Genomic DNA, 21,521 nt, shown 5'->3' with positions numbered 1-21,521 from the left:
ACGTCGCGCCACCGGGTGTCACCGGGGTCGCGGACCGGTCTCCGAGGTCTGGGAGATCTGGCGGGTCACGTGGCAGGCCACTTCACGCAGGGCGTCGATCTGGCTCGGGGTCAGACCGTCGATGACGTAGTGCCGGACGGCCGCGACATGACCGGGGGCGGCGGTGACCACCAGATCCCACCCCGCGTCGGTGAGGGCGGCGATGGTGTAGCGGGGACTGTCCGGGTCGGGCGCGCGGCGGAGCAGTCCGCGTTGTTCGAGACGCTTGACGACGTTCGACAGGCGGGACAGCGAGCAGCTGAGGTGGTTGGCCAGGTCACTGAGCCGCATGGTGCGTCCGGGGGTCATGGACAGGACGCTGAGCACGAAGTAGTCGAACAGGGTCAGATGGTTGTCCCGCAGGAGTTGGGCGTCGAGGGCGCCCGGCAGGTTGAACATCAGTTTGGCCAGCGCAAGCCAGGCGTCGCGCTCGTGGTCGGTCAACCACCGAGGTTCCTCGGGCATGTCCCCAAGGGTACGGGCGTCCGCCGGCCGCCGAAGTGAGGGAACTCTCTTTCTGTTCAAGCTTGAACAGACTCGTATAGAGTGGGTTCAACCTTGAACCTACTCATCCGGGAGTCCCAGTGGCCTTGTTCCGTCTCGACGCCAGCATCCGTTCGCACGGTTCGGCCAGTCGCGAGATCGCCGACCTCGTCGAGCAGGAGTGGCTGGCCACTCATCCCGGCGACACCGTCACCCGTCGTCACGTCGGGGTGGACACCCTGCCGTCGACCCTCTGGGCCGCGGCGCTGTCCGCCGGCATGACCCCCACCGAGGAGCACACCGCCGAGCAGCGGGAGGCGGTCGCCCTGGCCGCGACCCTCGTGGACGAGTTGCTCGCCGCCGACGCACTGCTGTTCGCCGTACCCCTCTACAACTACGGCGTCTCCCAGCACTTCAAGACGTACGTGGATGTGGTGTTCGCCGACCCTCGGGTGACCGGCCGGTCGTTCCTGGCGGGTAAGCCGGCCGTGCTCGCCACCGTGCGGGGCGGGGCGTACGGTGCCGGAACTCCCCGCGAGGGGTGGGACCACTCGACCCCGTACCTGCGTCGGATCATCGCCGACTGCTGGGGCGCCGACCTCACCGTGATCGAACGGGAGTTCACCCTCGTCGGGGTCAACCCCGCGCTCGACTCCTTCACCGACACGGCCGCCCAGATGCACGCCGGGGCGTTGCAGTCCGCCCGGGAGGTGGGTAAGGCCCTCGGCGACAGCCGCGCCTGACCCGGTTGAGCCGATCGGCCGAACGCGTCGAGCGGCCTCGAACGTACTCGAGTCGCCGGCAGTTGACCGGCCCGGTGACGCAGGAGGGCACATCCGGCCGGATGTGCCCTCCTGTCGTGCGGTGCGTTACAGGTTGGCGCAGTAGCCCACGCTGAAGGTGCTGGCCCCCGGCTTCAGGGTGCGGTTCCAGTCCACCCCGCTGATCCGGTAGCTACCGTCGGCGAGACGTTCCCGCTTGAAGTTCCAGGCGTCGTAGATGTCGCCTTCGAGCTGCACGGTGGCCGACCAGTCGACCGGCTTGTCGCCGGTGTTCGTCGCGGTGATGGTCGCGCAGTAACCCCCACCGCTGTCGGAGTACCACCGGGTGAAGGTCTTCAGGGCCACCTCGACATTGGACCCGGCCACCAGCCGGCCGACTCCCCAACGCGCGGTGCTCTGGTAGCCCGCACCCTCCTGCTCGGCCCAGTTGCGGATGCTCGTCCGGGTACCCTCGGAGGCGTCGTTGACCTGGAAGTCCAGGCCGTGGAAGGTGTCCAGGCCGCCGTATTCGAGCAGGCTGATCGCCGCCTCCACGGTGTACCCGGTCGGGGTGCGCACGGTCGCGCTCTCCAGCCGGTTCGCCTGGAACCCCTCGTCACCGGTGCCGAACGACACCACGTTGTCGGCGTTGATCCGGATCTGGGTGTCGTCGTACCGGAAACTGCCGTTCTTGAAGTTGCCGGCGTCGACGTAGATCTCCACGGAGTCCTGGATCCAGGGGTCCGAGCCGGAGACGTCCACCACCGGGTCGGTCACCTCGGCCAGCACGTACAGGGTCTGACCCCGCCAGAGGGTACGGACCTGGGCGCTGGCCCCGTCGGTGCCGGAGACCTGCTTGTCCGTGGTCACCGTGGTGGCGTTAGCCCAGGCGGCGTCGACCGAGCCGTCGATCACCGGCGCCTCGGCGGCCTGCCGCACCTCCAGGTACGACAGCTCCTCGACCAGGGTCAGGGTGCCCACCGCCCCCGGAGTGTTCCACCCGGAGGTGGTGTCGTTGTCCCGCACCTGCACGTCCAGGGTGCGGGTGTCACCCTCGGCCGCTGCGGTCAGCGGCAGGTGGGCGACCAGGTGGTAGCCGCCCTCCCGGTCGACGGCCACGGCCGGCACGTCACCGCTGCCGTCGCGGGACACGTGGTAGGTCTCACCGCCCAGCACGAAGCTGACCCGGTCGGTGTCGGAGACCGTGGTGTCGTCGACCGTCACGTACGCGGTCAGGTGCTCCGGCGCCCACCGCAGCTGGAACCGGGCGACGTCCTCCACCTCGTGCAGCGGCAGCTTGCGCCAGGTCAGGTCCGTCGGCGCGGCGGCGGTCAGCGGCACCTCACCGGCGAAGACGTTGGCGGTACGCAGCCGGGCCGGCAGCTCACCGTCGACCGCCCCGTAGTAGGCCGGCTTGGCGCGCAGGTTGTCGTCGAACAGCAGCGGCCCGCCGTTGCCGGAGCGCCAGGAACGCCCGTCGGTGAGCCCCCAGACCGTGACGGTCAGCAGATCATCGGCGTACGCCCGGAAGATCCGGAAGGCGTCCCGGTAGTAGTAGCCCTGGTCGATGAACTTCGCCTGGGTGGCCGGGGTGCCGGTGGTGACGTCGAGCTCGGTGACGGCCTGGGTGACCGGCAGGTCCGAGAAGGTCTCCAACGCGGTCTCCAACGCGCTGACCGGCATGGCCAGCGAGACGTGGAACTGGTGACCCACCCCGTGCACCGGCACCCCACGGGCCAGCAGCCGCTGCACCAGGGCCAGGTAACGGGCCTGCTTGCCGCTCTGCTCGGTGTTGTAGTCGTTGATGAACAGGGTGACCGGCCGCTCCGCGCCCTCGGCGGCGTAGACCTCGTTGAACGCCTCGTCGGCGTAGGTGAAGGTCAGGTCGATGAAGCTCTCACCGAGGATCCGGTACCACTCGCTGCGGCGCAGGCCGTCGCTGTACTCGCCACTGTCGCTGACCACCTCGTTGACCGCGTCGAAGGCGTACAGCGGGTTGGTGGGGGAGCCGAACTTGCCGTACCGCTCGCTCATCGACTCGGCGACGTTGAAGATGTGGGTACGCAGCCGCTCCCGCAGCACCTGCTGGTCGGCCGCCGAGGTGGTCAGCGGCTGCCCGGCGGAGTCCTGGAAGAACCAGGCCGGGGTCTGACTGTGCCAGACCAGCACGTGACCGTAGACCCGCAGGTCGTTGTCGCGGGCGAAGTCCATCATGGTCAGCGCCTGCTCGTGCGGGCGGAAGTTGCCCGCCTCGTCGTACCAGGCCTCCGGCTTCATGTGGTTCTCGGCCGTGATCTGGTTGAAGTGCCGGGTCAGCAGTTGGGCGGGGGCCCCGATGGTCTCCCGGCTGTCGATGGCCACCCCGACCGGGAACTCCGTGGTCTCGTGCAGCGGGGTGAGGTCCTCGATGACCGGCGGCTCGGGCACCCGTACGACGATGTCGTCGGCGAGGAAGTCGCTGGTGTTGCCGGGCACGTCCTCGCCCTGCCAGCGGGTCTCGAAGTAGAGGAAGGCGCTGTCCGCGGCCGGCATGGTGAACCGTGCGGTCACCTCCGTCCACCCCGAGTTGGTGATCGTCTCGAACTGGGCCAGGGTGCTGAAGGACTGGCTGCTCCCGGTGGTGCTGGCCAGGCTCAACCAGATCTGGTCGGCCGGCTGTCCCTCGGCGAACCGCAGCCAGGCGCTCAGCTCATAGGTCACCCCGGCGGTGAACAGGCCGGTGACGTCCCGACCCAGCCCGGCACCCTGGTTGACCCGGTCGCTGACCAGTGCGGCCGAGGTGCCGCCGTGCGCGACATCGGTGATGGTGACGCTCGGGGCCCCCGGGCCGCCGTCGCGTGGCCCCCAGTCGTCCAGGCCGTCCTCGAAGTCGGTGTCGATGACGATGGTGCCCGGCGCCGGTCCGCCGCCGCCGTCCTCCGGCGCGGTGATCAGCACGTCGTCGAGCAGGAACGGGGTGGTGCCCTCGGCCTCCACGTACAGGGTGGCGGCGTCCAGGCCGGTGGGCAGGGTGTACTCGCCGCCGATGCGTACCCACTCGTCGGCGGTGGTGCTGACGTTGTCGCCGATCCAGGTGTAGGTGTTGTCACCACCACCGGCCGGGGTCGACTCGACGGTGAAGTGCACCCCGGCGGTGCCCTCGGTGCCGGCCGGAAGTTTCGCCCACGCGCTGACGGTGTATCGGATGCCCGGCCGCAGCAGGGTGGTCGCGTTGGTGGCGGGGCCCTGCCAGTCGGCGGTGCGGCCGGTGACGGACAGGCTGCTGTCGCTGTCGCGTCCCTCCTCGGCGAGGGCGAGGGTCACCTCACCCCGGGGCCCCCAGGGGGCGTACGAGCCGGACTCGAAGTCGTTGTTGAGCACGACCTCGGCGGCGGCGGCCGGGGTGGGGGCGACGGTGACGGCCGCGACGAGCGCGGCCGAGCACAGTACGGCGAGAGTGCGTGATCGGCGTCGTGATCGATGGGACGGATTCCACAGGCGCATCGACTGGTCCCTTACGCAAATTGGACAGTGGTGGGGGTGCCTGACATCGGGTTTCCGGACAGATCCAAGCGCGTGCATGTTATGTCGAGCCCATCCCGATGGCCAGAACTTCCGGAAGTTTTCGGAAAGTTGCGCGGGTCCGGCGCTGTCGTCGCCTGTCGTCGCGCTCGGTCGGTAGTCCGATCGATGCGTGCTGCGATACACCATCTGGTGTTGAGGTTCCTGGCACGTTCCCATATATAGTGTTGCCTGCAGCTGGTTCGGCCGTCACTCCACGACGGCCGAGGCAAGAGGGAACCCGGTGAAATTCCGGGACTGCCCCGCAGCGGTGAGTGGGAACGACCGCCGTCAACTAAGCACTGGGCCCGCCAGGTCTGGGAAGCGACGGCCAGTAGGCACTAACACGCCCACGAGTCCGAAGACCTGCCAGCGCGCCGCGCGCGTACGTGTGCGGCGGTCGAAGGCCGCGCGGGACGGCCGACGCCATCAGCTGGTCATAGACGGCAGTCAGGCCGTCCGGTGACCGGCGGCGTCCTCCCGCGTGCCCGTCGACCTTCACCGACCGGTACGAGGAGGGACCATGACGGTGACCCGGGAACAGGCAGGGCCGGAACAACGCCGGCACGTGATGCAGGTCCGTAAACGCAACGGCGACACCGAGCCGGTGGACGTCAACAAGATCGTCAAGGCCGTGGAGCGCTGGGTCGCCGACCTGGACGAGGTCGACCCGTTGCGGGTGGCGACGAAGACGATCAGCGGTCTGTACGACGGGGCGACCACGGCTGAGCTGGACAAGTTGTCGATCCAGACGGCCGCCGAGTTGATCAGCGCGGAGCCGCAGTACTCGAAGCTGGCGGCGCGGCTGCTGGCCGCGTACGTGGACAAGGAGGTTCGTGGGCAGCAGGTGGCGAGCTTCAGCCAGTCGATCCGGTACGCCCACGGTTTGGGGCTGATCGGGGACGCCACCGCCGCGTTCGTGGCCCGCAATGCCCGCAAGCTGGACGATGCGGTCGATCCGGAGGGTGATCTGCGGTTCGAGTACTTCGGGCTGCGGACGGTCGCGGACCGGTATCTGTTGCGGCATCCGCAGACCCGCCTGGTGGTGGAGACCCCGCAGTACTGGCTGCTGCGGGTCGCGTGCGGGTTGTCGCAGTCGCCGGGTGAGGCGATCGGTTTCTACCGGTTGATGTCCAGCCTGGCGTATCTGCCGAGTTCACCGACGCTGTTCAACTCCGGCACCCGGCACACCCAGATGTCGTCGTGTTTCCTGGTCGACTCGCCCCGCGACGAACTCGATTCGATCTACGAGCGGTATCACCAGGTGGCGAAGCTGTCGAAGTTTTCCGGCGGTATCGGCATCTCCTGGTCGCGGGTGCGGGGCCGGGGCGCGTTGATCCGGGGCACGAACGGTAGGTCGAACGGTATCGTGCCGTTCCTCAAGACCCTCGACGCCGGGGTGGCGGCGGTCAACCAGGGTGGCCGTCGTAAGGGCGCGGCCTGCGTCTACCTGGAGCCGTGGCACCCGGACATCGAGGAGTTTCTGGAGCTGCGGGACAATACCGGCGAGGAGTCGAGGCGTACGCACAACCTGAACCTGGCCAACTGGATTCCGGACGAGTTCATGCGCCGGGTGGAGGCCGACGGCGACTGGTCGCTGATCGACCCCTCCGACGCCCCCGAGTTGCCCGATCTGTACGGCGAGGAGTTCGACGAGGCGTACCGGGCGGCGGAGAAGAAGGCCGTCAAGACGGTCAAGGCCCGCGACCTGTACGGGCGGATGATGCGCACCCTCGCGCAGACCGGCAACGGGTGGATGACGTTCAAGGACGCGGCGAACCGGTTGTCCAACCAGACCGGCGCACCGGGCAACATCATCCACCTGTCGAACCTGTGCACCGAGATCCTGGAGGTCAACAACGACACCGAGACGGCGGTGTGCAACCTCGGGTCGATCAACCTGGCCGCGCACGTCACCGCGGACGGCGTCGACTGGGAGAAACTGCGGGCTACGGTACGCACTGCGGTGGTGTTCCTCGACCGGGTGATCGACATCAACTACTATCCGGCCGAGCAGGCGGCGGCGTCGAATCCGCGCTGGCGTCCGGTCGGGCTCGGGTTGATGGGCTTGCAGGACGCGTTCTTCACTCTGCGGCTGCCGTTCGACTCGGCGCAGGCTCGGGAGCTGTCCAGCCGGGTGCAGGAGGAGATCCTGCTGACCGCCCTGGAGACCTCGGCGCAGCTCGCCCAGCAGTTCGGCCCGCACCCGGCGTACGCGCAAACCCGGGCCGCGCGCGGTGAGCTGCACCCGAATCTGTGGGGTGCCGACGTCACCCAGGTGCAGCGGTGGGCGGCGCTGCGCGAGACGATCGCCGCGCACGGCCTGCGGAACTCGCTGTTGGTGGCGATCGCGCCGACGGCCACCATCGCCTCGATCGCCGGCTGCTATGAGTGCATCGAGCCGCAGGTGTCCAACCTGTTCAAACGCGAGACGATGTCCGGCGAGTTCCTCCAGATCAACACCTACCTGGTACGCGAACTCAAGGCGCGCGGGCTGTGGACCGCGTCGATCCGCGAGCAGATCAAACGCGCCGAAGGGTCGGTGCAGGGCATCGCCGAACTGCCCGAAGCGGTGCGGCAGCTGTTCCGCACCGCGTGGGAACTGCCGCAACGGGCGCTGATCGACCTGGCCGCCGCCCGTGCCCCCTTCATCGACCAGTCGCAGTCGCTGAACCTGTTCATCAGCGCGCCGACCATCGGCAAGCTTTCCTCGATGTACCTCTACGCCTGGAAGTCCGGGCTGAAAACCACCTACTACCTGCGGTCGCGACCCGCGACCCGGATCCAGCAGGCCACCGTCGCCGTCACGCCGATCGTCGCGGTGAGTGATGACGAAGCACTGGCCTGCTCCCTGGAGAACCCCGAAAGCTGCGAGGCCTGCCAGTGACCACCGTTTCCGAATCCAGCACCAGCACCGGCGCCAGCCCAGGGGAGCGGCAGATGCTGCTCGACCCCGGCATGGACCTGACCCTGCGACCGATGCGCTACCCGCAGTTCTTCGACCGGTTCAAGGACGCGATCCGCAACACCTGGACCGTCGAGGAGGTCGACCTGCACGCCGACCTCGCCGACCTGGCCAAGCTCTCCCCGGCCGAACAGCACCTGGTGTCCCGACTGGTCGCCTTCTTCGCCACCGGCGACACCATCGTCGCCAACAACCTCGTGCTCAACCTCTACCAGCACATCAACTCCCCAGAGGGCCGGCTCTATCTCTCCCGGCAACTGTTCGAGGAGGCGGTGCACGTCCAGTTCTACCTGAACCTGCTGGACACCTACGTGCCCGACGAGAAGCAACGGTACGAGGCGTTCGCGGCGGTGGAGAACATCCCGTCGATCGCCCGCAAGGCCGAGTTCTGTTTCAAGTGGATCGACTCGATCTTCGAGTTGCGGGAACTGAAGACGCGGGAGGACCGGCGGGCGTTCCTGCTCAACCTGATCTGCTTCGCCGCCTGCATCGAAGGACTGTTCTTCTACGGCGCATTCGCCTACGTGTACTTCCTGCGTTCCCGAGGGCTGCTGCACGGGCTGGCCTCCGGCACCAACTGGGTGTTCCGCGACGAGTCGATGCACATGGCCTTCGCCTTCGACGTGGTCGACACCGTACGCGCCGAGGAGCCCGACCTCTTCGACGTCGAGATGGAGCAGCAGGTCCGCGACATGCTGGCCGAGGCGGTCGACTGCGAGGTCCAGTTCGCCGCCGACCTGCTGGAGCAGGGCGTCTCCGGGATGCCGCTGGCCGACATGCGCCAGTACCTGCAACACGTGGCCGACCGGCGACTGGCGATGCTCGGCATCGAACCGATGTACGGCTCGACGAACCCGTTCGCCTTCATGGAACTGCAGGACGTACAGGAACTGTCCAACTTCTTCGAACGCCGCGTCTCGGCCTACCAGGTCGGTGTGATTGGCACGGTCAACTTCGACGACGACTTCTGATCCCGGTCTCAACCGATCCGCCGTTTCGGCGGTATGACGGTCACCCACCCACCCGGACACCGCCATACCGCCGAAACGGCTCCCACACGCTGTAGGGCGAGTACGCGTCAGGCAGTGAGGACGCAGAATTCGTTGCCGTCGGGGTCAGCCATCGCCACCCGGCCGGTTTCGCTCAGACTGGCGTCGCCCCGGCCGGTCTCGCCCCGGCGGGTCGCACCGAGGTCGGCGTCGATTCGGGTTGCACCGAGGGCGAGGAGGCGGTCGACCTCTGCCTGCTGGTCACCGCCGGGCGGGGGAACGACGTCGAAGTGCAGGCGGTTACGGCCCAACCTCGGCATCAGTGGTGGGCCGCCCCAGGTGATCTTCGGGCCGCCGTGCGGCGATCGGATCGCGGTCTCCTGATCCTGGTCCCACACCAGCGGCCAGCCGAGCGCGGCAGCCCAGAAGTAGCCGACCTGCTGCGATCCGTCGCAGGCCAGCGCGCCGACGAACCCGCATTCGGCGAGGAAGTTGTTGCCGGGTTCGATGACGCAGAACTCGTTGCCCTCGGGATCGGCGAGGACCACGTGCTGATCCTCGGGGCCCTGCCCGACGTCGACGTGCCGCCCGCCGAGCGCCAACGCCCTGGCCACCGTCTGCCGCTGGTCCTCCAGGGAGGTGCTGGTCAGGTCGAAGTGCATCAGGTTCTGGCCGATCTTGGGCTCCTGGCGCGCGAGGAAGCGAAGCCGGAAGCCGGTGTCGTCGGTGGGCAGAAGGGCGACTCCGTCGAGTGGATCGTCCGTCACGCTCCACTGCAGCAGTTCCGACCAGAAGCGCGCGAGCCGCGACGGTTCATGGGCGTCGACGCAGAGCGCGAACAGGTGACATGCCATCTCGTTGCTCATCTCCGCTCCGCAGACCGACCACCTCGACCGCACCGCCGGCCCGGTCACCGTCGACCGACCACCGCTGGTCGGAAGCGTAAGGCCGAGCCACGACGGGCGCAGCTGAGTAACTAGCGGCCGAACCTCCCGAGCAACTCCGGCCCGATCGGGTGGTGCAGCAGGTGCAGGGGCGCGGCGTCGATGCCGGCCTCGGTGAGCGCCCGCGCGTACGCCGCTGCGGTCGCGTCGTCCACCAGGCCGTGCACCAGCGGCAGGTCCGCAGCGGTCGACCACAGTAGCGATTCCAACCGGCAGGAGGCGATCGTCCCGGGCAGCCCGAGCACGTTGCCGTCGACCGGCACCGGCGGCAGGTCCCCGGGTATGTCGCGTTCGGTCTCGCCGACGCCCAGGAGCCCACCGCCGACCACCAGGATGTCGTGGTCGCGGCGCATCCGGGTCAGGGCCTTTCCGGTGTCCAGTGCGGGCGGGAAGGAGTCGTCCACCACGATGGTGCCGGGTGCCAGCCGGTCGACCTCGATCGGTGCGCTGGCCGCGCTCGTCGCCGCGATGATCACGTCTGCCGTGTAGCCGGCCGGGGCGATTCCCGGTGCCGACGGGCACACCTCGATGGTGCCGGCGAAGCCGTCCGCCCGCAGTCGCGCGGCGTGCTCGCCCAGTCGGGGCGCGGCGGCGGGAACGTCGCAGAGCACGAGTCGGGCGGGCGGCTGGTCGGCCCGGGTGAGCAACAGCCGCAGCGCGGAGAACCCGATCGAACCGAGACCGACCACGGCTAGGTCGCGGCCGGCGAGGCTGCGCCCGGTGGCGGCCAGCGCGGCCTGCACCGTGCGGACGACGGAGACGACGGTGACGGCATGGCCGGTGGTCACCGCCACCCCGCTGCGGGTACGGCGCAGCACCCCCAGGCCGTAGCCGGTGCGGGCGGGAATCATCCCGGCCAGCGACACGCAGTGGGCGCCGAGGCGGGCGGCCAGGTCCACCGCCTCGGCGGTCTCGTCGGCGAGGGCGTCCCCGGCGGCGGTCAGCTCGTCGGCGAACCGGGGCAGGCAGACGAAGCCGGAGACGCCCAGCGGCGTGGTCAACTGCTCCAGCAGACGCGGCCGGCCACCGGGAAAGAGCAGTTCGCGTAGCTGGGCCCGGGGCAGGCTGCCGGCGGGCAGCCCGGCGATCGCGGCGAGCTGGGCCGGCGGCGGCAGGTAGCCGACGATGGCCGCGGCCAGCCTGGTCGGTCGGCCGGGAACGGCCGTCGTCGCCGGCACGACGGCGGCGTCACCGGTGACCACGGCCGGCGTGGCCGGCTGGTCCCCACGGGCCGGGTCGGTGTGCTCGGCGGCGGCGGTCAGGTCGGCGCGGAGCCAGTCGGCGAGCCGGCGCAGCTCGGCCGGGGTGACTGTGGCGGGACAGCCGCGCAGGGTGACCCGGAGCCCGTCCCGCTCGGGGCGCGCGGTCAGGAACAGGTCGGTCCCGAGGGGCGGTGGCGCCAGTTCACTGTCGGCGTCCCAGTCGAGGCTGAGCCGATCGGCATCGCTCGGCACGGGGGGCGGGGTGTCGAGTACCGTCGGCGACGGTGCATCGACGACCTCGCGTGATGCCGTATTCGCTGCGGCGGCCGGTAGCGGGGTGCGGGCGGAGAAGTCCAGGAAGCTGAAGAAGAACTGCGCTCCGATGGGGGTGCCGCCCGGGCCGGTGGGCACGGCCGCCGCGATCGACGGCGGATCGTCGTACCGGCGGGCAGTAGCGACCTCGGCCCCGATGTGGGCGAGCTGTTCGGCGAAGCCGGCCGAGCCCTCCAGCCGCAGCGGCAGCATCGCCGCGCACGGGCCGAAGATCCGGTGCAGGTCCGGCAGCGGATGATCCCGACCGGTCAGCGCCAGGCCGATGACCAGGTCGTCCTGTCCGGTGAACCGGGCCACCGCCCGGTGGTACGCGGTCAGCACCGGGGCGTACAGGGTGGTCGCCGCCGAGGCGGCCAGCCGGCGCAGCCCGGCGACCACGGTCCCGTCCAGGGTGAAGCCGCAGACCGGCTCGGAGGTACCGCCCGGGTCGGGCGCGCTGCCGGGGGCGGGTAGCACCGGCGGCCGGTACGGGGTGCCGAAGCGTCCGCGCCACCAGCCGTGGGCCTCCGGGTCGGGTGGGCCGGCGGCCCGCTCGGCCAGCAGATCGACGTAGTCGCGGAAGTGGGTGCGCAGCGGAGGCAGTCCGTCGGGCTGATCGGCCACCAGCCGGCGGTAGACCGTCAGCAGTTCCTGGCCGAGCAGGGCCGCGCTGTAGCCGTCACCGATCAGGTGGTGGGCGTGCACCAGCAGGATGTGGTCGTCGGGGGCGAGCCCCAGCAACTGCAGTCGCAGCAGCGGCCAGGCCCACGGCTCGAAGCGACGGCCGCGCTCCTCGGCGACCAGGGTGCCCACCTCGGCGGGGCCGGCGACCGCCCGGTAGCCGACCGGCAGCCGTAGCGAGGTGGGAAGCTCCTGCTGGACCGGGGGACGGGCCCCGGTGGGAAAGACGGTACGCAGCATCGGGTGCCGGGCCACCAGCAGGTCGACGGCGCGCTGGAGGACGTCGCGACGGAGCCGGCCGCGCAGTCGTAGCCGGGCCAGCCAGGCGGTGCCGTCGCCCGGTGCGATGGCGTCGGCGAGCAGGAAACCGCGCTGGGTGGCCGTCACCGGGTAGGGCCGGTCCGCCGGGCCGCTGACCCGGCCCATGGCTGCGGTGGTGCGGCCCGTGCCGTCGGTGGTACGGCGCGGGGCAGCGGTGGCGTCGATCTCGGCGGCGAGAGCCCGCAGGGTTCGGTGCTGGTAGATGACGGTCGGGCTCGGTGCGGCCGGGAACTGTTGTTGGACGCGGGCGAAGACCTCCAGGGCAAGGATGGAGTCGCCGCCGAGGGCGAAGAAGTCGTCGTCGGGCGCTATCGTCGGCAGGTCGAGCAGCTCACCCCAGATCCGGGCCAGCCTCGCCTCGGTTGCGGTGTGTCCGCCGCCAGCGGCGTCCGGACCGGCGGGTGCCGCAAGCCGCTCCGGAGCGGCGGGTGCCGGGAGTCGCTTCGGGCCGGCGGCGGGTGCGAAGCCGCCGAGTGCACGCAGCCGGTCCCGGTCGACCTTTCCGGTGGGAGTAAACGGAAGCGTGTCGAGCAGATGGATGCGCGCCGGGACCACTGGCTCCGGCAGCCGGGCGGCGAGATACTCACGCAACTGGGCCACCGTCGGCTCGGTTCCCGGTCTGGTGGCGACAAAGGCATGCAGCCGTGGATGGGGTTCGGCCTGGTGCAGCACGGTCGCGGCGGTCACCGCCGGATGGGTACGCAGCACCGCCTCGATCTCACCGGGCTCCAGCCGGTGCCCGTGGATCTTCACCTGGTCGTCGAGCCGACCGAGGAACTCCAGGGTGCCGTCGGCGATGGCGCGAACCCGGTCGCCGCTGCGGTAGTACCGTTCGCCGTCGAGCCGGGTGAAGGCGGTGACGGTCAGCGCGGGCTCATCGAGGTAGCCGGTGGTGACGCCGACGCCGCCGATCAGCAGCTCGCCGGCCGTCCCGGGTGGGCAGGGGTTGCCGTCCGGGTCGACCACGCGGATCCGGGCCCCGCCGACGGGCCGACCGATCGGCAGTCGGCGTACCGCCTCGTCGGGGCGGTTGTCGATCAGATGCCAGGTGGCGTTGATCGTCGTCTCGGTGGGGCCGTACAGGTTGGTGATCCGGCAGCCGTCACCGAACAGGTCGAACCACCGGCGTACCGGCACCGGCGACAACTCCTCCCCGCCGACGTGGACCCACCGCAGGGCACTGAGATCCGGCCGTACCCCCTCGCGGGTGGTGCGGTCCTCGGCGGCCCGCAGCAGCCGTTCCCAGAGGGTGGGCACCGAACTCCACACGGTGAGCCGGTCCCGCTCCAACCGGGACAGCAGCACCTGCGGGTCGCGCAGTTCCGATCGGGCGAAGGTGACCACCGTGGCCCCGACCAGCAGTGGTGCCAGGATCTGCCGGACCGAGGCGTCGAAACAGATCGACGAGGTCTGGGCCAGCCGGTCACCGGCGCGGTAGCCGAAGGTGTCGATGGCCCAGTCGAGGTAGTTCGTCATCGACCGGTGGGTGATCGGCACCCCCTTCGGCCGTCCCGTCGAGCCCGACGTGAAGATCACGTACGCGGTGTCGTCCGGCCCGGCCGTCGGATCCCCGGGCCGGACCGTCGGGCCGTCCAGCGGAACCGCCGGGACGTCCAGCCGGGTCATCGTGCCGTCGAGTCGGACCGCCGTGCCGTCGAGTCGGGCGGCCGTGGTCGCGCAGTCGTCGTCGTGCAGCACCACCCGGACGCGGGCGCGGTGCAGTTGTCCGTCCAGCCGGGCCGGGGGATGGGCGGCGTCCAGCGGCACCCAGGCCGCTGCCGCGCGCAGGATCCCGACCACCCCGATGATCGAATTCGGGCCGGGGGCGGTGAGCAGCCCTACGTGTTCGCCGGGGCGTACCTCGTGGGCGAGCAGCAGCGCCGCCACCCGGTCGGCGGCCTGGTCCAGTTCCCGGTAGGTCACCGTACGCCGACCGTCGGTGACCGCCGGAGCGTCCGGGGTACGCCGGCACACCGCCCGAATCCGGGCGCTGACGTCCATGGCGGCGGGCTCCGGTCGTACGCGGCGATCCTGATCGCCGGGCTGCCGCCCGGTGGCGAGGTCGACGAGTTCCTGGTGGTGCTCGGCGGCGAGCCGGGCCACCGTCTGCCGTCGGAACAACCGCAGCGGGAAGTTCCAGGACAGCCGCAGTGTCGTCCCCGACTCCCACCACAGCAGGCTGAGCCCGGTGGCGGCGGAGCCGGAGCCGGCCGCCGTCGGGGTGACCGTCACCGGGCAGTCGGGATCGGTGTCGACCGGGAACCGGGCGAAGCTGAACCCGGCCGGGCTGGCGGTGCGCGGGCCGCTGTCGGTCGTCGGTAGCAGCCGGGCCAGGTCCAGGCTGGACACCGAGCCGTGCCGCTGTGCCTCGGTCCAGGACTGTCGGAGACGGTCGGCCAGCCGGGCGGCCGACTCGGACGGGTCCACCTCGACCAGCAGCGGCAGGGTGTCGGCGAACGGCCCGACGAGCCGTTCGATGCCGGACATCCGGGCGTCCCGGCCGGCCCGCGCCACGTTGACCGGCACCCGGCGCTGCCCGCTCCACCTAGCCAGGCACCGCAGATACCCGGCGAGCAGCAGGTGGAACAGGGAGACACCGGCGTCGGCGGCCCGCTCGCGCAGCCGCGCCACGAGCGCGGGGTCCAGTTCGTCGGTGTGGGTGACGCAGGGCGGGGCGGGCAGGCCCCCCGGGTCGCCGTCGTACGGCAGCCGCAGCGTCCACCCCGGATCGTCGAACCTCCGACGCCAGTACGCCAGATCCGTCTTGCGTGGCGGGGTGAGGGCAGCGGCGAAGGCGGCGAAACTGCCGATGGCCGGCGGCACCGTGGGGATGCGTCCCGTCACCAGTTGGCCGTAGTCCGCCCAGAGTTGTTCGCTGAGCAGGTGGAGACTGAACCCGTCGGCGGCGGCGTGGTGCAGCACCAGGATCAGGTGCGAGCGGTCGGATCGTTCCTGGGCCAGCACCGCCCGCAGCGGCGGTTGCCGGGTCAGATCCACCGGCGTGTTGCAGAGCTGCTCCTCCAGTGCGGTCAGCTCACCGGTCAGGGGCCGTACGTCCAGGCTGATCGCGGCGGCGGCCGGGGGCACGATCACCTGCCGGGGGGCGGTGACGTCGGCGAGGAGGCGCACCCGCAGCATCGGATGCCGGGCGACGAGGCCGGTCAGGGCCCGGTCGAGCAGCCTCGCCTCCAGTGGCCCTGTGACGGTCTGCCGGACGAAGGCGTACCCGGCCATGCTCGGGTGCAGTTTCTCGTTGACGAACCAGGCCCGCTGCACCGCAGTGAGGGCGAACGGCTCCCCCTCGGCGACCGAACCGGCCGGTGATCCCTCGCCCGCCGCCGGGCGCGCCACCTCCGGCGACGGTGCGGCCGGGTGGGCCGGGGGTCGTCCCGGGTCGGGTTCCGCCAGCGCGGCGGCCAAGGTGGCGACCGTGGTGTACTCGAAGAATAAGGTGACCGGCAGTTGCCGCCCGAGTTCGTCCTCCAGTCGCTTGACCAGGTCGACTGCGGCCAGGGAGTCCAGTCCGAGGGCGAGGAACGAGTCGTCGTCGGCGATCTGGTCGCCGGGGCGGTGCAGGGGCTCAGCGAGCAGTCGGCGCAGCAGTCGCGCCAGTTCCTCGACATCCGAATGCTGATGACGTGCCGACCTGTTGGCCGAAACCTCGCCCGCCTTGGCGATCTCGGCGGTCCCGGGCTCGACCGGCTGGGCAGCCGGACCGGCGGACCGGTCGCCGTGTGCCTGCACGCGGCCATCGACGTGTTGACCCCGTCGGGCGACGGCCGCCGAGTGCGCGGTCGACGCTCGCCGGTCCGCGACGATCAGGTGGGCGGCGTCGACCTCCCGGGCAGCCAGCAAGGCGTCCAGCGCGGCCCGCGCGGTCAGCGAGCCGGGGAGGTCGTGGCGAGCGCTACCTCGGGCAGCCATCCCCGTGTCGCTGACGGCGGCGAGGCCGACCGCCTGGAAGGGGCGGCCGGTCGCCCGATGGGCGGCGGCGAAGGCGTCGAGGAAGGCGTTGGCCGCCGCGTAGTCGCCGATCGCGGCGGCCAGGCCGGGCAGCACCGCGCTGACCGAGGAGAAACCGACGAGCGCCGCCCGGTGGTGACCCTGCCGGCGCAGCGACTCCTCCACCAGGTAGCTGCCGCGTACCTTGGGTGCCAGCACCGCCAGGATGTCCGGGATCGACTTCGCCGCCAGGGTGCCGACCCGGACCGTGCCGGCGGCGTGCCAGACGGTCCCCACCCGGGGCAGCCTGGCGAGCAGGGCGTCGACATCGGCCGGCACGGTCACGTCGCACCGCTGGTAGGTAGCGGTGGCACCGGCCGCGGCCAACTCGTCGAGCAGACCGGCCGGGGCCTGGGCCGACCGCCCGGCCAGCAGCAGGGTGGGTCGTCTCCGACGGGCCAGGGTACGGGCCAACTCGGCGCCGAGCCCGCCACCACCGCCGAGGATCACGTGCACGTCATCGGACGGTGCCGTACCCGGCTGCGAAACCGGGGTCGACACCGGCACCAGGTGCCGTTCGAGTCGGCGTCCGGCCCGCCAGGCCAGCCCGGTCAACTGGTCGGCGGGGTGCGCCGTGGCCTCGGCCAGGTGCAGATCGGACAACTCCCGGCACACCGCCTCCACCCGGACGGCCAGGTCGTCCACGCTGGACAGGTCGACCATCCGGGCCCGCAGGCCCGGTCGCTCGTCGGCCAGCGCCGCGCACAGTCCGCCCAGCACCGCCTGCACCGGGCGGGGACGCTCGTGGTGCCCGGTGACCTGGACGTCCTCGGTGACCACGAGTAGCCGCCCCAGCCGGTCGTCCGGCTCGTCGAGCAGGGCACGCACCGCGCTTACCTGGTCGGCCACGGCGCGATCGAGGTCGGCCACCTCCGCCAGGTCGACCGCGTCGCCGGCGAGCAGCACGGTCAGCTCCGGCGGCGTATCGTCGTCGGTCTGCGGTGTGACCTGGACCCTGACGCTGCGTTCGCGCAGTGCCGTGGCGAGTCGGGCGGCCAGGTCACCGCCGGCACCCGGGCCGCGCAACCGCACCCGGCCCGGCAGGTCGCGGCCGACCACGGCTCCCGGCCCGCCGGTGGCCGACGGCGTCTCCCGCCAGGTGACCCGGTGCAGGGGTAGCAGCGGCGATGGCGGATGAGACCGTCGTTGGAACGGGTATGTCGGCACCGGCACCCGCCGCCGGCCGGCGTGCAGAGCGGCCCGGTCCAACGGGCCACCGAGGGCCCACAGCTGTCCTACCGCCGCCAGCACAGCCTCGGTGGCCTGCGGCCCGTCCAGGACGGTCAACACCCGTGCCGGGTTGACCCCGACGTGTGGCGACACGGCGCGCAGCCGGCCCGAAGCGCCCAGGTCGACGAAGGTGTCGTACCCGTCGGCGCACAGCTGCTTCAGCGCGATGCGCAGCTCCGGCTCGGTCGATGGGGTCGCGTTGGCGGCGCGGCGAATCGCCTCGGCCGGGTCCAGCTCACCTCGGCCTGCCGCCGCCGCCAGGTCACCGACGCCGACACCGAACAGCCGGTCCGGCCGTACGCCCCAGTCGGTGAGCTGACCGACCAGGGCGAGCCCGACCGCCACCGCCACCTGCCGGGCGACCTGCGGATCGGCGGAGCCGGTCAGACACCAGGTCAGCAGTGGTCGGCCCTGTACGGTCGGGGCGGCGACCTCGGTCAGCCGGTCACGGAAGGCCGGCAGTCGGTCGTGCAGATCGCGTACCGCCGCCGGGGTCGGCGGGCCGTCGGGGAAGACGAACGCCGTCCGGGGTCGTCGGCCCACCGGCTCGCGGTGCTCATCCAGCAACTCGGCGGCCCGGTCCAGCCGGGCGGCCAACTCACCGTCGGCGACGACCGTCACCCGGTACGCGGCGTCGTCGCGGGCGGTGCCGGAGCTGGCGCAGACATCCGCCTCGGCCAGGTGGGGATGGGCCCGCAGATGGGCGGCGAGGTCCCGAGCCGCCTGCCGAAGCGCCGGCACCGAATGCGCGCTCAGGGTGGCCAGGCCGATCTCCGGCCCGCCGGACCCGCCCGGCCCGCCGGGCACGGTGGCTGGGGGTTCGCGCAGGATCGCGTGAGCGTTCGTCCCGCCGAAACCGAAGCTGTTCACCCCGGCGACCAGGGGGCCCGGTGCGGTCCAGGGCCGTCCCTGGGTGACCACCTCGAAACCGGCGGCGGCCAGGTCGCAGCGAGGGCTGGGTCGGGTGTGGTGCAGGGTGGGCGGCAGGTACCGGTGCCGCAGCGCCAGCACCACCTTCAGCAGGGCCGGGAAACCGGCCGAGTTGAGCAGGTGACCGAGGTTCGTCTTCACCGAACCCAGCCCGCGCGGCACCTGATCGGCCGGCGGTGGGTAGGCCGCCGCCAGGGACCGTACCTCGACCGGGTCACCGAGTTCGGTGCCGGTGCCGTGGGCCTCCACGTACGACACCTGGCCCGGGTCCACACCGGCCTCCCGGTACGCCCGCGCGATCACCTCCCACTGCCGGTGCGGGTTAGGCGCGAGGATGCTCAACGCCCGCCCGTCGTTGCCGATAGCGGTCCCGGCGACCACGGCCAGCACCTCGTCCCCGTCGATCTGCGCGTCGTTTAGGCGACGCAGCACCAGGGCGGCCCCGCCCTCACCGGGGACGAAACCGTCCGCCTCGGCGGCGAAGGCGCGGCACCGTCCGGTGGGGGAGAGGGCTTCGGCGGCGTCCAGCAGCCGGTACCCGGTCTCGGCGAGGTTCAGGTTCACCCCGCCGACCACGGCGATGTCGCATTCGCCCTCTGCCAGGCTGCGGGCGGCCAGGTGCAGGGCCACCAATGCCGAGGAACAGGCCGTGTCGACCGCGATCGCCGGCCCGGTCAGGTCCAGGGTCTGCGCCAAGCGGGCCGGTATCAGGTTGCGCAGATTCCCGACCAGGGCGCCCGCCCCACCGGCCTGCCCATCGGCCGCCAGCAGCTGCGGGTAGGCACTCTCCCCGACGGCCGCGAAGACCCCGATGCGGTGCCGGTGCCGGCGGGGCCCGGCGTACCCGGCACGCTCCAGGGCCTCGTGCCCGATCTCCAGGAACAGTCGGGCGTGCGGATCGGTGAGCCGGGCCTCCTGATCGGTCAGACCGAAGAACCCGGCGTCGAAGAGCATCGGATCGTCCAGGAAGGAACCCCACCGGGTGGTTCCCTCCGAGGAGGCCCACCGGTGCGCCGGGACCACCTCGACGGTGTCCACGCCCTCGACCAACTGCTGCCAGAACCGCTCAAGGGTGTCCGCGTCGGGAAACCGGCAGGCCATGCCGATTACCGCCACCGGCGTCGGGCCCTGCGTCGGGGCCTCGGCGGTCGCCTCGGTCGGGCGCGGCTGCGGTGCCTCGGCCAGCCGGTCGGCGAGGGTGGCCACCGTGGGGCAGTCCCGCAGGTCCGCCGGGTTCAGCCGGGTACCCAGGGCGTCCTCCAGCCCGGCTAGCACCTCCATGGCCTTGAGGGAGGACCCGCCGATGGCCAGGAACCGGTCGTGCGGGCCGATCGTGGCGGGCGGACGGCCCAGCACCCGGGCCCAGACCTCGCGCACCAGGGCCTCCAACTGCGGCCCGGACCGCCCGGCGGACAGGACCGGCCCGGCCACCACCTCCGGGCCCTCGGCGACCGGGGTGCACCAGCGTCGTTCCCGGTCGGCGAAGTCGCCGGCCAGGTACCGGTCGCGCATCCGGCGTCGGCGCAGCTTCCCGCTGGTGGTCCGGGCGAAGGCGCCGGGCGGCAGCGGCAGCACCCGGACCTCGTCGTGACCGCAGGCCTCCGCCACCCGGGCCCGCACCGCGGCCAGCACCGCAGCCGCCTCGGCCGGTGGGCGGGCCCAGGGCACGAACACCACGATTCGTTCCCCACCGGAGTCCGGGTCGGTCGTCCCGACCACCACGGCCACCTCGCCGGGCAGGCCGGGGGTGGCCACCGCCACGGACTCCAGGTCCGCGGCGTGGAAGGTGCGGCCGTTGACGAACACCACGTCCTTGGCCCGGCCGGTGACGCAGAGCCGCCCCTGGCGCATAAAACCCAGATCGCCGGTACGCAGCCAGCCGTCGACGAAGGTGTCCCGGGTGGCCTGCGGATCGCGGTGGTAGCCCCGGGCCACGTTCGGGCCGCGTACCTCGATCTGGCCGACCCGCTGTTCCGGCAGGGGTCGACCGCCTTCGTCGACGACGCGTACCGCGCACCCGGTCACCGGGTGGCCCAGGTCCATCAGCTCCACCGCGTGCGGGCCGGGCCGGGTGGGCACCGCCACCCCCCGGCTCAACTCGGCCCGGTCGAGCACCTGCGGTTGGGCCACCTCGCCGGGCGGGGGGAAGGTGACCGCCAGGGTCGCCTCGGCCAGCCCGTACACCGGTCGCAGGGCGGCGGGGTTCAGCCCGGTGGCTTGGGTGTGGGCCAGGAAGGACCGCCATACCCTGGGTGAGATCGGTTCCGCCCCCACCACCACGCAGCGCACCGCACTCAGATCGAGACCGGCCAGGGTTTCCGCCGGCACCCGGCGGACCGCCAGGGCCAACGCGAAGTTCGCCGCGGACAGCAGGGTGGCCCGGTGCCGGTGGGCGGTGGTGAACCACAGCGCCGGGCGTTTGGCGAAGGCCAGCGGAGGGATGCGTACCTGCTTGAGGCCGACGGCCAGCGGGGTGAGGTGGGTGCCGATCAACCCCATGTCGTGGAAGTACGGCATCCAGCTGACCAGGACATCGTCCGGGCCGGCCTGGCTGGCCAGCCTGGCCTGTTCCAGGTTGGCCAGGACGTTGTCGTGGGTCAGCTCCACCCCCCGGGGGGCACCGGTGCTGCCGGAGGAGAACTGGAGGAAGGCCACCTCCTCCCCGGCGGGGGTGGGCAGTTCCTCGATCGGGGTGCCGGTGCGCAGGTCGGCCAGGCGCAGCACCGGCCCGGCCAGGCCCTCGGCCACCGCTGCGGTGGCGGGGTCGGTCACCACCACGGCGTCGGCGAGCAGTTGCCGTACGGCGCGTACCCGGTGGGTCTCGGGGGGCAGGGGCACCGGCACCAGCCCGGCGGCCAGGGCACCCCAGAACATCGGCTGGAAATCGTCGCCGGCGTCGGCTAGCAGGAGGGCGGGAGTGCCGGGGGAGACCCCGGCGGCTCGGAAGCCGCCGGCCACCCGCAGCGACTCGTCGCGCAACTGGCCGAAACTGACCGTACGCTCCGTGCCGTCCTCCCGGACATGCACGATGACCTGCTCCGGGGCCCGGTCGGCGGCGTCGAGGAGGACACCCAGCAGGCCCCGGTGGGCACCTGGCCCGATGGCAGTCGACACAGCAGGAT

General features: G+C 71.6%; 7 protein-coding genes and 1 riboswitch. Of the genes, 3 read left to right on the top strand and 4 right to left on the bottom strand.

Going from position 1 to position 21,521, the window contains the following annotated elements:
* Positions 1-18 precede the first annotated feature (18 nt).
* Positions 19-504 (bottom strand): MarR family winged helix-turn-helix transcriptional regulator, encoded by a 486-nt coding sequence (locus OIE53_RS10100; RefSeq protein WP_327026342.1) that lies wholly within the window; start codon positions 502-504, stop codon positions 19-21.
* 119 nt (positions 505-623) lie between these two features.
* On the opposite strand from OIE53_RS10100, the gene OIE53_RS10095 reads away from it, so the two are divergent.
* Complete coding sequence (locus OIE53_RS10095) at positions 624-1,265, top strand: FMN-dependent NADH-azoreductase (RefSeq protein WP_327026341.1); 642 nt, start codon at positions 624-626, stop codon at positions 1,263-1,265.
* 126 nt (positions 1,266-1,391) lie between these two features.
* On the opposite strand, the gene OIE53_RS10090 is transcribed toward OIE53_RS10095, so the two are convergent.
* Complete coding sequence (locus OIE53_RS10090; protein WP_327026340.1) at positions 1,392-4,766, bottom strand: endo-1,4-beta-xylanase; 3,375 nt, start codon at positions 4,764-4,766, stop codon at positions 1,392-1,394.
* Positions 4,767-5,005: 239 nt separating this feature from the next.
* A riboswitch (cobalamin riboswitch) is annotated at positions 5,006-5,211 on the top strand.
* A 135-nt stretch (positions 5,212-5,346) separates the two neighbouring features.
* On the opposite strand from OIE53_RS10090, the gene OIE53_RS10085 reads away from it, so the two are divergent.
* Together OIE53_RS10085 and OIE53_RS10080 are read left to right on the top strand one after the other, a co-directional pair.
* Positions 5,347-7,710, top strand: a complete 2,364-nt coding sequence (locus tag OIE53_RS10085; RefSeq protein ID WP_327026339.1) for a ribonucleoside-diphosphate reductase subunit alpha — start codon at positions 5,347-5,349, stop codon at positions 7,708-7,710.
* Positions 7,711-7,763: 53 nt separating this feature from the next.
* Positions 7,764-8,759, top strand: coding sequence for a ribonucleotide-diphosphate reductase subunit beta (locus tag OIE53_RS10080; RefSeq protein WP_393339453.1), 996 nt, complete (start codon positions 7,764-7,766; stop codon positions 8,757-8,759).
* A 107-nt stretch (positions 8,760-8,866) separates the two neighbouring features.
* On the opposite strand, the gene OIE53_RS10075 is transcribed toward OIE53_RS10080, so the two are convergent.
* Positions 8,867-9,643, bottom strand: a complete 777-nt coding sequence (locus OIE53_RS10075) for a VOC family protein (protein WP_327026337.1) — start codon at positions 9,641-9,643, stop codon at positions 8,867-8,869.
* Positions 9,644-9,753: 110 nt separating this feature from the next.
* Positions 9,754-21,513: a non-ribosomal peptide synthetase gene (locus OIE53_RS10070; protein WP_327026336.1), complete on the bottom strand. Its 11,760-nt coding sequence runs from the start codon at positions 21,511-21,513 to the stop codon at positions 9,754-9,756.
* Between the last annotated feature and the right edge of the window lie 8 nt (positions 21,514-21,521).

The organism is Micromonospora sp. NBC_01739 (assembly GCF_035920385.1).
GTDB lineage: Bacteria > Actinomycetota > Actinomycetes > Mycobacteriales > Micromonosporaceae > Micromonospora.
The sequence above is the reverse complement of the archived record's forward strand: the minus strand, read 5'-3'. Positions and strand labels throughout refer to the sequence as shown.